This window comes from Pseudomonas helleri (assembly GCF_045830615.1).
Taxonomy (GTDB): domain Bacteria; phylum Pseudomonadota; class Gammaproteobacteria; order Pseudomonadales; family Pseudomonadaceae; genus Aquipseudomonas; species Aquipseudomonas helleri.
On sequence record NZ_CP174501.1, the window covers coordinates 4,185,932 to 4,199,428 of the forward strand.

Annotated in this window: 10 protein-coding genes and 1 pseudogene; 7 read left to right on the plus strand and 4 right to left on the minus strand. The window is 53.9% G+C overall.

The annotated features are described in order from the left end of the window. Positions 1 to 114: 114 nt before the first annotated feature. Both ACJJU9_RS18860 and ACJJU9_RS18865 read right to left on the minus strand, forming a co-directional pair. The gene (locus ACJJU9_RS18860; RefSeq protein WP_407729291.1) at positions 115 to 1,272 is read right to left on the minus strand and encodes a hypothetical protein; all 1,158 of its coding nucleotides are present in this window, start codon (positions 1,270 to 1,272) and stop codon (positions 115 to 117) included. A gap of 96 nt (positions 1,273 to 1,368) precedes the next feature. Next, positions 1,369 to 2,223 (minus strand): tetratricopeptide repeat protein, encoded by an 855-nt coding sequence (locus tag ACJJU9_RS18865; RefSeq protein WP_407729292.1) that lies wholly within the window; start codon positions 2,221 to 2,223, stop codon positions 1,369 to 1,371. A 94-nt stretch (positions 2,224 to 2,317) separates the two neighbouring features. Between ACJJU9_RS18865 and ACJJU9_RS18870 the strand changes: the two genes are divergently transcribed. Beyond that, a complete protein-coding gene (locus tag ACJJU9_RS18870; protein ID WP_407729293.1) occupies positions 2,318 to 3,361 on the plus strand; it encodes a helix-turn-helix transcriptional regulator in 1,044 nt (347 codons plus the stop codon). Positions 3,362 to 3,494: 133 nt separating this feature from the next. Here ACJJU9_RS18870 and ACJJU9_RS18875 read toward each other — a convergent pair whose 3' ends face one another. Continuing rightward, positions 3,495 to 5,453: a DUF262 domain-containing protein gene (locus ACJJU9_RS18875; RefSeq protein ID WP_407729294.1), complete on the minus strand. Its 1,959-nt coding sequence runs from the start codon at positions 5,451 to 5,453 to the stop codon at positions 3,495 to 3,497. Between the two features lie 895 nt (positions 5,454 to 6,348). On the opposite strand from ACJJU9_RS18875, the gene ACJJU9_RS18880 reads away from it, so the two are divergent. The 3 genes from ACJJU9_RS18880 (at position 6,349) to ACJJU9_RS18890 (ending at position 8,355) form a co-directional block, all read left to right on the plus strand. After that, on the plus strand, positions 6,349 to 6,975 hold the full coding sequence (locus ACJJU9_RS18880; protein ID WP_407729295.1) for a helix-turn-helix domain-containing protein: 627 nt from the start codon (positions 6,349 to 6,351) through the stop codon (positions 6,973 to 6,975). A gap of 15 nt (positions 6,976 to 6,990) precedes the next feature. Beyond that, positions 6,991 to 7,881 carry a zinc-ribbon domain-containing protein gene (locus ACJJU9_RS18885; protein ID WP_407729297.1) on the plus strand — a complete coding sequence of 297 codons (891 nt, stop codon included), beginning with the start codon at positions 6,991 to 6,993 and terminating at the stop codon, positions 7,879 to 7,881. A gap of 252 nt (positions 7,882 to 8,133) precedes the next feature. Then, the gene (locus tag ACJJU9_RS18890; protein ID WP_407729298.1) at positions 8,134 to 8,355 is read left to right on the plus strand and encodes a hypothetical protein; all 222 of its coding nucleotides are present in this window, start codon (positions 8,134 to 8,136) and stop codon (positions 8,353 to 8,355) included. A gap of 66 nt (positions 8,356 to 8,421) precedes the next feature. Here ACJJU9_RS18890 and ACJJU9_RS18895 read toward each other — a convergent pair whose 3' ends face one another. Beyond that, positions 8,422 to 8,568 carry a hypothetical protein gene (locus tag ACJJU9_RS18895; protein ID WP_407729299.1) on the minus strand — a complete coding sequence of 49 codons (147 nt, stop codon included), beginning with the start codon at positions 8,566 to 8,568 and terminating at the stop codon, positions 8,422 to 8,424. Positions 8,569 to 9,100: 532 nt separating this feature from the next. Between ACJJU9_RS18895 and ACJJU9_RS18900 the strand changes: the two are divergent. The 3 genes and pseudogenes from ACJJU9_RS18900 (at position 9,101) to ACJJU9_RS18910 (ending at position 12,977) form a co-directional block, all read left to right on the plus strand. Next, a pseudogene (locus tag ACJJU9_RS18900) lies at positions 9,101 to 11,475 on the plus strand (TOTE conflict system archaeo-eukaryotic primase domain-containing protein). Positions 11,476 to 11,601: 126 nt separating this feature from the next. Continuing rightward, positions 11,602 to 12,732, plus strand: a complete 1,131-nt coding sequence (locus ACJJU9_RS18905; RefSeq protein WP_407729300.1) for a hypothetical protein — start codon at positions 11,602 to 11,604, stop codon at positions 12,730 to 12,732. A gap of 11 nt (positions 12,733 to 12,743) precedes the next feature. Continuing rightward, complete coding sequence (locus tag ACJJU9_RS18910; RefSeq protein ID WP_087675343.1) at positions 12,744 to 12,977, plus strand: hypothetical protein; 234 nt, start codon at positions 12,744 to 12,746, stop codon at positions 12,975 to 12,977. Positions 12,978 to 13,497: the final 520 nt, after the last annotated feature.

Here is a 13,497-nt window from a genome sequence, read left to right on the forward strand (position 1 = left end):
GAGCCAGAGAACGGTGTCCACCTAAGACAAAGTGGACGCCACTTTTCTGTCTTCAAAGGCACTCGAAAATAAGGTGCGTCAAATTTCTTTAGGCCTAGACCTCTACTCCAGCTGTCACGTATGGGGTATGTCGAGGTCAACATAAGCGAACAACGGCAGGTCATACAGATCACCGAACAGCTGATAGATCTTCGCAGAGGCGTTGATCAGTTTTTTTACACTGCCAGCGTGATGCGTCAGGTTTATACGCTTATTGTGGTCCCGGCTCATCGCACTTAACGCATCATAGACCCGAGCATCCGGTACACAGCAGAACTCGCCTGGAATTGATGGATAAAGCTGACAACGCAACTCTCGCATGACCAGAGGGATCTTTATCAGCATGCTTTTCTGGCCGGTCCCCAAGCCTTTTAATGAACGCATAAAGTCGAAAAACGCAACGTATTGGCGAGTCGTGATCATGACGTCGATGGCACTTTTGATGCCGTCCCAGTTGTGGGCAAGGACTTTCACACTTGCGTAAACATCTTTCCTGAAACTGACCTGCTTCCTGGTGTCGGAATCGAGGCACTGACCTAAGGTCTGCACCATGGAGGCCTTACAGTTACTGCGCTCTATTTCGACAAACGCGTCGTTTGTCCATAAAGCGGGTGCGTCTTTGTGAGCCAGCTTCATCCAGGCCACAAAATAGACGGCATTCTCCCAAGGGCCTGTCCGAGACCACACCACCGCCAAGACAAACAGGAGAAACAGGAGAAACAGATCCTTCTCCTCTCGTAGGTCCAGCTTCAGTGAACGACCATCCAACAGAGGAATTTTGAAGTCAGCAACCCATCCTCGATAACTTCCAGCCTCGTTGAGGTTGGCATAGGCGAGGTTCGGCGACGCGGCCTTGAAGCGGTCGATCAGCCATGCGGCCGCATCCATTTCTTCATTTCCAGGCACAGTGATCGGGGGTGCCTGAGTCTGTTCGTAGCGCGGTTTGGAAATCACACTCAGCCCAGCGCAACGATACCCGGTTGATGGAAATTTCATTTCTACGCGGTCAAAACGACCAGAAGCAAGCAACTGATCAACCACTTGCGTTTCCGCTTGCATCTGGTCTTTTCGATTGGCTCCATTGGTTCTAATCCAATAATCCAACGAGTCCGGCTTCTTGTGATCGGTCAACCCTACTTTGATGGGACCCAATACCATGGAGCCACCCAACCCCTCTACTTTTGTAACCAAAGCATCAATGCTGAATGAGCCGCCATCTCTCAACGTAATCATTACGCGTCCTTAATTTTTTCATTTAAAACACTGTTGAATACTAGGGTCACCAGTGGATTTCCAGGTAAACCAGGGTTTCCCCTTACGAACCCTACCTCAACGTTCCCAGCACTCAAACGCGTCTCGCAGACCTTCGGCATACGAGGCCCAAAATAAACGCATACGTCCCTGAGGATCCGGCATGTACAGCGCATCCTCATAAAAATACTCCAAGGCATCAGCCGCTGCGGCATCACCGCTGAGCGCAGCTCGCTGCAACCAAAAAAGCCCCTTTGAGACGTGACGCGAAACACCATTGCCCTCTAGGTAACTCTTCCCAAGGCGTGCAAACGCCGCAATGTCGCCGGCACGAGCGGCTTTTCGATACCAACGAAACGCCTTCCGGTTATCGGCCTCAACCTGTGAAGCTTCACAAATGCCTTTTCGATCCCGCGCGTCGTAAAACCATGCGACCTCCAAAGCAGCCTCGCGGATCCCACCTTTAAACGCCTTTTTCAGCCATCGCTGGGCCATTTGCTCATCGACGGCGACACCTATTCCGTAGGTATACAGCTGCCCTAGATTGAAAAAGGCTTCAGATAAATCGTCCGCCGCAGCCAGCCGGAAAAGATGCAGAGCAATCGCTGGATCCTCGATCAACGTGCGCCCATCCAGCCATAACCAACCGAGGTCATTTAGCGCATCTGCATCATGTTCGAGCGCTGCTCGTCGAAGCTGCGCATATAGCAGGAGAAATGATTCTCGTGCCAAGGCCGCTTTTAAAGGATTCATGGCCTTCACTTCAGCGTATGACACCGCCCCATGACGCTCAGACATTTCAACAATCCGCAGAGTCGGCATGCCCAATCCCGCCTCCAGGCCCTCATGTTCACTGGATTCACGGAACTCCAGCATTTCAGGCTCGGGCAGAAAAGCTTCAAGTATGTTGACGACATTTGCAGGCTTGGGCATCGCCGTTTCTCGGCTCCGGCATCAGATTGATTTCTCGAAAGGAATCATCCACCCTCTGAACGACAAACTGTGTCGCAATAGAGGAAGCATGGAGATGTCAGGAAAACGCCTGGAAGAGAGGTTTCGCCTAGATCTACTCCTGGCAATGATTCCCACACGGGGCGGCACGGCAACGCCGTCCGGCTTGCGCGTGGCACAGTTCCAAGAAAGACTTCGAGCCCAGTCCATCGAGGTGGACGACCGGACGATTCAACGCAACCTCAAAGCCCTGCTAGAGGATAAACGCTACGGTGTTAAGCGAAAAAAAGAAGGTCGGGAATACGTGTATTGGGCCGACAAGGAATTGTCGAGGTTCGTGCTCAAACCCACTGACGCAATGAATTTGATCATGGTCATCGACCATGCCCGCCCGTACACCAGCCGCACGCTAGGCGGTAATCTTCAGGAGCTGTACGAGCACGCCCAGTCGATTTTGAACAAACATTCCCACCGACTGTATGACTGGACCAAGAAGGTGGTCAGCAACACCCGTTTTCTGAATTTACAGCCGGGATTGGTCGAGCCTCAGGTCTTCCAAACAATCCAGGACGCCTTGCTGGAGGGGAGCATGCTGGATGTGCTGTACCAGCCACGCGGCGCGCCATACCCCAAGCCTTACCGGTTGACACCATTGGGCCTGTCCTTTCAGGACGCCAACATCTACCTGTCACTCGTCGTGGATGGCAGAGACCCGGACACGCCTTATGCCTGGCCAGTACACCGTTTCAAATCCGCGAAAGCGGCAGGGTTTGAACCCGCTCAGGTACCCGCTGAGTACGACATTCGTAATACGAGTTCATTGAAGAGCTTGATTGGGCTGGAGAAGGAACACCCCATCCAGCTGGAGTTGCTGATCGATGAAAAAATGTTTCAGCGCCTGAGCGAGAACTGGCTCAGTCCGCAACAGCTTTTACAGCCCTACGACACGAAACGCTGGCACCTGAGTTGTGAACTGCATTTGAGCCAAGGGTTGCGACTTTGGATTTTGAGTCAAGGCGCCAGCGTTGAGGTTCTTAAGCCGTCAGTACTCAGAGGGGAGATCCTTGCAGAAATCGAACAAATGTCGGCGCTGTATCGTGTCAAAAGCGCGGATACCTAACGCTTGTTCTATCTACGCCGGACCGCGCCTGCACCACAGCAAACAACACGGGCAGAATACTTTCACCTTGCGGGCGTACCACCCCTCCCGCAAGTGGGTCCGGTACGCCCTTCGGCTCATTCAAACGCAACCCTCAGCTTTCTTCGTGCGCGGCGGCCGCTTCCCGCTGAATTTGCGCGTACCCAATGAAAGGCTTCAACGACCAACGTGCTTGGGCAAACTTGATGAACCGTTGCTCTTGATGGTCATTAAGCTCGCCATGAAGGTCGTGATAAAAATTGATCGTCCGCCTTCTGCCATCGAAACTTTCGATCAGCGAATGCGTGTCGAAAGCCATTTTTCGAACTTGATGAAGCTCTGTAGGCGGTTCTTCCCCCAGTCCCTCACAGTAGCGTGGAAGCTTGTCTTCCAGGTCATCGTTATTTCCCTGAATGTTCAGGCGCAGTTCCAGTAAGACAAAATTGCCTAGCCGGCGCCGCTGGTACTTATCTTGTTTACGGTTGTTCTCCCCCTCACGATTTCTATTTTCAGAAGCCCAGAGGTGCTCCACCGAGTAATAGTCTGAGGTTTTACCCTCCGAAACCCCGAGAAGGATTTTATCAATTTGAATCGTTTTTCGCGGTTGGAGCTTAGCCTCGTAGTTCATGAGGAAGTACCGCAAGCCACGCCATTTGTAAAAATCATCGGGGCTGTCAGGGTCCAGAGAGAAGGACTTAATAAACCGGTGATCCGCCGCTAGCCAATTGATAAAATTAACGAGCCGGTATTCCAACGCATCCTCATCGGTTTCCAAATGGATGCGCCCGACCTTAAGCTCTTCGGGGGGAAGCGCGGCCAAAAGCTCAGAGTGGTAGTAACGTGCCGCGTACCAGTAAAGATCGCCTTGTCCGGTGTCATTACGTGATGTCATGTTCCGCGCCATGTAGACCCGAAAATTAAGGATCTCCAATAACCGAAGCAGTTTATGCAGGCGCTCTCCCGAGCCCTGCAATTTGATCACCATCGCCAGGAACAGGGGCATAACCGACGCATGACGGGCCTGCGCCCGGATTTGATCAAGAATCGCCACCATCTCAGGCTCTAAACCTGCGTGATCACGTCCATACAGACGTTGATACCAGAGCGCGGCGGTTTTCATAAATTGCACAAAGGCGGCAATTTTTTTGATCACCGGCTCGCGGGGTAAATCCTCAGTCAGACAGCTGTCGAGGTTTACTCGCTTTTTCAGCTCATCATAACCGTATTGGCTATCGGTTTTATTCAGTTTGAAATGGACGACCAGGCAGTAACGAAGGAATGCACTTTCGTCGCCGGCTGAGGTTTTGCCTGCGATGTTCAAGGCCCTTAGGATTTCTGACCAATCCTGATCGATTGTGTCCCTAAGCGAAGCCGCAGAAAGCTTCACACAGCAGTAAATCAAATAGTTTTTAACCTTCTCCAACTCGCTAAGCGCTTTCCCCCTGTTGTTGATGACCTCGAACATGATCCCCGTTTCAGCATCTTCTTCAGGCGCGAACACCAGAAAACCGAGCCGGGACTCAAGGATTTCCCTGATCCGCTGCGGCTCAATTCCCAGAGCGATTTTGTCCTCAAGCCACTTCTTAATCGAACCTCTAGCGCCGAGTAATCGTTGGTGTGCCTCAAGTTTAATCGGACTGTTATCGAGATTGCCTTCAGCCATCACCACACGTTCGAAAAACAACCGTGTATCCGAGTTTAAGCGCAAGACAGCGCGATCATTGCCAAGCTCACCACGGCGTAAATACAGCGCGGAAAACGCTGCCCGTTCGTCGATAGGCAGCGACTCACAAAGCAGGTACAGAAAAATGGCAAGCGTGGTCAGCCGCTGCTGGCCATCCACGACGTGGAAGGCGTTGTCTGTCGCATGTTTCGGACGACTGAGGACGAGTGTGCCGGTGTAATGACGCAATGCGGCACCATCCTGCATCAGATGATCGACGTCCTTGAGCAGTTCATCGACCTGCTTTTTGTCCCACGCGTAGCCACGCTGATAATCCGGAATGGTGAAAAGTCGGTCCGAAAAGATGCTCGGCAGCGTCAGCAGTTGAGCGCCAAATCCTTGTGTGGTCATTGCGGTGTATCGCTCCTTGAATGGGGGGGCGCGCAGAGAGCGCGAGAGATCACGTGCCAACTCAACGCCATCAGTAACCTTAAGCCTGCTCGATCCGCCAACGACTGAATGATCGTTATAAGCAGTAAAATTGGCCCAGTTGAGCAAACCCGACGTGGAGGGCGAACCATGATGCCACTATGCCGCTATCGCACTCAGCGGTAAATTTTTATTACGGATAGGGCTCAAGTGTTCGCTAGACGCGGCGGCCAAGCGGCGACCAAAACGATTTCACACCAGCCCAACGTAAACCGGCATTGACCGTAAAACACCCCGCTTTGCGGTCAATGAGGTTCAGCCAGCCCACACCGGCAAAGGCGCCCCCATGACACACAACGCTGGCACCTGAGTTGCTAACTGCACTTGAGCCAAGGATTGCGGCTCTGGATTTTGAGTTAAGGCGCAAGCGTTGAAGTCCTCAAACCTTCAGTGCTAAGACGTGAAATTTATGCCGAAATCGAAAAGATGATGGCGTTGTATAGAGCGCAAGACGCACAGTCCTAGTGCTTTCTCGCTCCTCCTAATCAAGGCGTTACACGTGAACAAAAACAAACAGCTAGTGTCGGCATTGTTAAATGCCACGCCTGATTGAAGTAGGTAAGCAGCAACCCCGCCTACCTGAAAAACGCTCTGGAGCAGCTGTCTACGCAGAGCATGAGTCAGATTTCAGAATTTCCTCCAGATAACTGGGCACCTTCACGCAACCTCTGATGCTGGCCGTTTACGCAGAATGGCAACATCAGACATCCAACCTGCGGAATCAAGACGAGCCGATTATTGTCCTCTCACACGGACAAAATCCCTTGTGATGGCCTTTTGCCCCAAGTAAAGTCCTGCAACCAAAAGGGAGATTGCCATGCAGGGAACGGAGCCGAAGTCTACTGGTACGTTGAGCGCCACTGCGAATAGCTTTAGTCACAGTATTATTAGAGCAATGCTCGTGGCCTCTGAAGACGAAAATGGTGATCCGAAGAGGATGACTCAGATGGAGTTATCCGAGCGCTCAGGCGTGGCACGATCAACAATTGCTAAATATAGCGCCCCCGGTGATGTGGGGGTAATTAACCCTGATCTAACTACAATTTGTCGTATTGCTGACGCACTTAATATTTCCCCCGCATTCTTGTTAATGAGAACTGAGGATTGGAGCCATCTCGGACAAGGCGCCATGTACCTAACTACAGCGCTGAATGATCCAAAATTTCTTTCCACCGCCATCGCGCTTTCCAACTCGCGGTGTGTAAGTGCCGATGAGACGTCAATTGCTGGACTGAGGCTCGCAAACATCTTTGGACTCTATGACGAAGAGGGTCAACAGCCTGGTGGCCACGAACTCATTGATGCGGAAATACGCGCGAGAAAGAAAAGGACCAAAAAAGGAATTTTAGCCATGGCTGCGCTCCCTCCCATGGGAAAACTTAATAAATCCGCTTTGATTCCACTTCTCTCATTTTGCGCCATTTTAGGTGCGCACCTACAATAGTCACCGGAGACCACCATGAGCTTAGACTTTCTCTCGAAACCCAATGACCTCGTAGCCTTGCTCCAAGTTAGCGATGCTGAAGACATCCATGTTCTGGTTGACTATATTACAGATAAAGGCAAGGGGCGGATTGCCCTCGCTAGTGACGTATGCGCCAAGCTGACAACCGCTAAAGAAATGGGCAGGTATGATCGTTCTGATCTTGTTGATATCGGATACGAGATTAGACGCTTTGGGGGGAATACCCTGACCAACCTGTATCGCGATGCGCGCTGGGCATTGTTCGGGCACACAAATCCTATTTCCTCGGTTCTGGATAAAGTCTTGCCTGACTCATCTCCTGCGGTGGACTACGATGAGGTAGTAAGAGATGTCGCATCCAATCTGAAGGTCAACTTCAACAAGAACGACAGCTTGCTGATAATCGAGGACGGCATACTGAGGAAGCTACTCAAAGACTCCTTCGAAAAAATGTCGCCTGAAGAGCGTAAAACAGTCTTGGACGAACTGGGCGTTACTGACCTTTCACTTCTGGCACCGGCCGCTACAGCCGCGACTCTTCTTGCAGGAAAAATGGCTGGATTCGCCACATACAAAATCGCCCTGATGGTTGCCAACGCAGTTGCGAAGGCCCTATTAGGCAAAGGTCTCTCCTTTGCGGGAAACGCAATGCTTACCCGCAGTCTTAGTGTTGTCCTTGGGCCTGTGGGTTGGGTGGTAGCAGGATTGTGGACTATTGCTGACATGGCAAGTCCTGCATATAGAGTTACGATGCCTTGCGTTGTACAAATTGCCTACATGCGGCAAAAAGCGATCATGAAAGCATCCGCTGTTATCTGCCCAAAATGTGAAGAAACCAATGCTAAGGGCAGTAAGTTCTGCTCAGGATGTGGGGCACCGCTGTGATGCTGTCAACCGTCTAAAGGCTGATACGTTATTTAGCCATGTTTGGCAGACTTTACACCCTGGTTTCCACTCGAAATATGTGAGCTAGACGGAAAGTCTACGCTCACAAAGGGAGCAAGAATTTTTCTGCTAGCTTGCCATGGCAAACTATTCAGTAATAGGCGTAATAGGCGTAATAGGCGTAATAGGCGTAATAGTTTAAAGAAATCTTATATGTGAACATCCTCCCACAAGTATAAATAGAGCAGAAACATGAATAGGCGTTGGCAGAAAGCAGGAAAAGCCGGATTGATTGGTGGTGGCAGCGGCGCGGCAACAGGTGCTGCCGTAGGTGCATTATTCGGCCGCATCGTCCTTTTTTCGGGGACACTCACAGGCTTTGGTCTGCCTGCGGTTGTAGGTATGGCGGCAATCGGACTCGTCGTTGGAGCCGTCGGAGGTGCCGCTAGCAATGCGGCAGTAAACGACGATTAATCATTACCAGTTAAGAGCCGCGGCACATCGTCGATATGTTAGATGAGACTGTAAATGGTGCCCGCATCATTTGAACAGCCCGTCCAGTTGGAGTTGCTGCTCGATGAGCAGATGTTTCAGCGTTTCAACGAAAATTCGCTCAGCCCACATCAGCAACTGCGGCCCCATGACACGCAGCGCTGGCACCTGAGTTGCGAACTGTACTTGGGCCAAGGCTTACGGCTCTGGATTCCAGTCAAGGCGCCAGTGTTGAGTTCCTCCTACCTTCAGGGTTAAGACGTGAAATCCATACCGAAATCGAAAAGATGATCGCGCTGTATAGAGCGCAAGACGCACAGTCCAAGTGCTTGCTCGCGCATCAACACCAAGGCGTGACACACGGACAAAAACAAGAAGCGGTTGTCGGCATTGTTGGCGGCCACACCTGATCGAATTCATTGATTTCAAAAAACGGGTGTTCTCGTCGTGATGCTCGGCTTGCGTGATGCCATCTCTACGTTAGGTAAACGAATTTTCAGCGTAAAGCGCCAACGTTTACGATAAATTCTGGTTTACGACCTGAAGACCAAACCTCTAGACGAGGGAATCGAACCGCTGTGCGCAGATCACCGTATCGGTTAAACGCCGGACGACTCGCGGCTTGGCGCGGCCACCGGCCCGCACCCGGCCCGGCGGTTTGATCCGCCCCCCCGCCGACTGATAGCCTAACCCCACAGGTCATTCCCCAACACCGAGGCTCGATGCGGTGACCGACACCCAGTTGTTGGCGACTCTCCAGGCGGAGAACGCGCGCTTAATTGCCTTGCTCGACGCGCACGGCATCGATTGGCAGCCGCCTGCCGAACCGGCGCTGATCCCCTTGGCGCCCGTTGATCCGTCGTCTGCCCTAGACACCCGCAGCAAGGTCGCCCTCTTTCGACGCTTGTTCAGAGGCCGTACCGACATCTACCCGCTGCGCTGGGAAAGCAAAAGCGGCAAGTCCGGCTATGCGCCCGCCTGCGCGAAAACGAGTGGCGTCCGGGGATCTGCGAGAAACCCCGGATTAAATGCGCCGACTGCCACCAGCGCCAACTGCTGGCCGTGACCGACGACGTCATCTTTCGCCACTTGGCCGGCGCGCTCGTCGCCGGTGTCTACCCCCTGCTGAAGGACGATACCTGCTACTTTCTGGCGGCGGACTTCGACGAGGCCGAATGGCGCGATGACGCCCGTGCGTTCGCAGAATCCTGCCATACGCTGGGCGTACCGGTCGCCTTGGAAGTCTCACGCTCGGGCAACGGCGCGCACGCCTGGATCTTCTTCGAGGACAAGGTGCTGGCCAGCGATGCGCGCCGTCTCGGGGCCGCCATCATCAGCCACGCCTGTGAGCGCACACGGCAATTGTCGCTAAGTTCCTACGACCGGTTGTTTCCCAACCAGGACACCCTGCCCAAAGGCGGCTTTGGCAACTTGATCGCCTTGCCGCTGCAAAAACGCGCCAGTGCCCAGCATCACAGCGTGTTTGTCGACGACGCCCTGGAGCCCTATGCCGATCAGTGGGCGTTCCTCGCCACCCTCCAACGCATGAACCCCGAGCGCCTCCACCCCGTCATTACCCTGGCCATGGGCAACCGCGACCCCCTTGGCGTGGCGTACGTCGATGAAGACGAAGGTGCCCAGCCATGGAAAGCCCCCTCGCCTCGACCACAAAAGCTCAACGGCCCGATGCCGGCCACCCTGAGCATCACCCTGGCGAATCTGATCTACTTCGAAAAGGCCCAGCTGCCTCAACCCTTGGCCAACCAGTTAATCCGCCTCGCGGCGTTTCAGAATCCCGAGTTTTATAAAGCGCAGGCCCAGCGCCTGTCGGTGTGGAACAAACCCAGAGTCATTGGCTGCGCGCAGAATTTCCCCCAACATATCGCCTTGCCCCGTGGCTGCTGGGACGCGGTGCAGGCGCTGCTGGCGCAGTACCAGATCACGCCATTGGTGGAAGACGAGCGTTTCGCGGGCAATCCCCTGAATGTCAGTTTCCTCAGCACGCTGCGCCCTGACCAGGAAGCAGCCGTCACCGCCATGCAAGCGCATGACACCGGTATCCTCTGCGCGCCGACAGCCTTCGGCAAAACCGTGAGCGCCGCCGCACTGATCGCCCAACGCGGGGTGAACACCCTGGTGTTGGTGCATCGGACCGAGCTGCTCCGGCAGTGGCAAGAACGCTTACAGGCGTTTCTGGGCGTCGGCAAGGAGGTGGTCGGCACCCTCGACGGCGGTAAGCCCAAGCTCACCGGCCAGATCGATATCGCCGTCATGCAATCGCTGTCGCGCCAGGGCGAGATCAGTGACCTGGTGAAAAATTATGGCCAGATCATCATCGACGAATGCCATCACCTGTCGGCGGTGTCCTTCGAGGCCCTGTTGCGCAGTTCGCCCGCGCGTTACGTGCTCGGGCTGACGGCGACCCCGATCCGCCGCGATGGGCAGCAGCCCATCATTTTCATGCAGTGCGGACCGATCCGCCATACCGCCGCGCGCCCGGCCAGCGCCCCTCACGACTTGTCCGTCATCCCGCGCATGCTGTCCGGCCCAATCCTCGTCCCCGAGGGTGCGGGCATCCAGGAGGTATTCAGGCGACTGGCCGCTGATGCACAACGCACGGCGACCATCGTTTCTGCTGTGGTGCAAGCTTACCGCCAAGGCCGAAAAGTCCTGGTGCTTAGCCAGCGCACAGAGCATGTTGATACGCTAGATGTTGCGCTCAGGGAGCAGGTCGCGAATCTTTTCACGCTCCATGGCCGCATGCCGAAGAAACGGCGAGCGTCGCTGATCAGTACATTGGAGTCTCTGCCCGAAGATGCGCCTCGGGTGCTCTTGGCCACCGGTACGCTCATTGGCGAAGGGTTCGATCACCCTGCACTTGATACCTTGGTGCTGGCCATGCCCATTTCCTGGCGCGGCATCCTCCAGCAGTACGCCGGACGCCTGCATCGCCTACACACCGCCAAGTCCGACGTACAGGTGATTGATTTCGTAGACGAGGGTAACGTCGCCGTGTTGAGAATGTGGGAGAAGCGCAAGGCCGGTTACAAAGCCATGGGCTATCGACTGGTCGATTCATCCAACACACTGTCGCTGCTGTAGGCCTGTCGCGTGAAAGGAAAGAACTGGCATCAGCCCGATTGAAGAGCTGCCATCTGAACGAACCGACGTCCGCTACCCTGATATCGGTTTCGAACTGAGATTCGACTCGCTGAAAGGACCTTCGCAATGCTGGAACAGTACGACCGAGCCAAACTGTTGGATGAGGTTTGGACAGAAGCGGTGACGATAGTCGCACCGCGCTACCAGCTCTCTGACGTAGGCCTTAAGAAACTCTGTGGACGGCTACAGATCCCAACCCCGCCTCGTGGCTACTGGACACGACTGAAGGCTGGCAAGTCGGTGCCGCCGCGCCCCAAACTTCGCGAATACGTTGGCCACCCGATGAACCTATTTCGCACGCAGGCCCCGCACACCGAGGTTGAGCCCAAGCCCATGGATGAGCGGCTGGTGCCGCTGCTGGCCTTCGAGCGAGCACCTGGCAACCAGATTATCGTCCCTGATCAAGTGAAGCGTTGGCACCCGATGACCAACGCTGCCCGCGTTGCGTTGAAGAAACCCGTCATTGATTCACGCGGCCAGCCCAGCACGCGCGCGCCTGCGCTAAGTATTTGTGTTTCGCCCTCCTTGCAGGATCGCGCGCTAAGGCTCGTGGATACCCTCCTCAAAGCACTGGAAACACGTGGCTATCGTATCGAGCAGAGCAAAAAGCAGGTCGACATCCTGATCATGGGCCGAGGCTATCATCTGCGCGTGTTCGAACCCTGCAAGCGCAGCCCATATGTGCCAACGCCAAAACAACTGGAGGACAAGGCTCGCGGGCGCTGGAGCTACTGGCCTAATTGGGCATATCAACCGACAGGGAAACTCCACCTGCTAATAAATGAAGGGTATGCAGGCAAAGTTATCGACTCGCCGAGCCTCCCGGTCGAGATGCAATTGAACAAGCTGCTTGAACAGGTCGTTACAAACGCTGTCGGAGCGCTGGTGAATGCAGAGCAGCAGGCCATCGCCGATGAAAAGCGTCGCCAGCTGCGCGAAAGCGCTGCCGCGCGACAACGCATACAGAATGACGAACGAAAACGCTTAGCAGCCCTAGAGTCCGATGCACAGAACTGGCGCCGCGCCCAGGTCATCCGCGACTATATCGACGCCCTTGAGCGCAAGTCGCTATCGGCAACCCACGGCATAGAGCACATGAGCTATTTTCAATGGGCGCGCGCCAAAGCCGATTGGCTAGATCCACTGGAACGAAATGTGACCGATCTACTGGACGAAGATATAAAGATCCCCTATTAGGCAGCACTTTCATGACTGATGAAACGAAAAAAACCGAAGATTTGATACATACATTTGACGAGATAGTCGCGTTGAAAGACGCACAACAGCGCCAAAAACAGGAAGACTTGCGCGAATGGCGCTTGCGCTATGAAGCCTTAGATGAAGAAACGCGAAAAGCGCTCGACGAAAAAATTAAAATCTATTGCGACAGCATTAGCGTGCAATTTGGAAAATCTCGACCGTTTCATCCGCGCAGCCGCTAAGCGTATATGAGTGATTTGTACGCCCTCTCCCATTATTTAACTTCTACCGTAACGCATTTATTTTGCGTAACACTCCAGTGTTACGCAAAATAAATGCGTTACACGAGAACATCGTTTACTCCTCGTAATAAAGTCAGCACCGCTAGAAGTGGCGCCCTTCGACAGCGAAAGCAATGTGCAAAATTTGCATATTGCCTCCTGCCGGTCAGTGTTATGTACAAATGGATAGTGCTCCGCTCCCTCGGTGTCAGGAGAGGTTTCCGTCTAGGAGGCTACTCCTACCGCACATTTTGAGCGACATCGGCCAAATGAGGTCTCGTCGGACGGAACCATCGCTCACTGAAATGAAAAGTGGAACAGGGACTCAGTTTCGCCACTCGGAGCTGATGGCGAACATGACCAACTCAACCAGGCAGCTCAAAGGCACTCCCTAGCCAAACCATTAACGCCAATCCCCACTCAGAAACGCACCCATATTAGGTGCAAACCATGTTCTCGATACCGTTTCTCCCAAGGATCG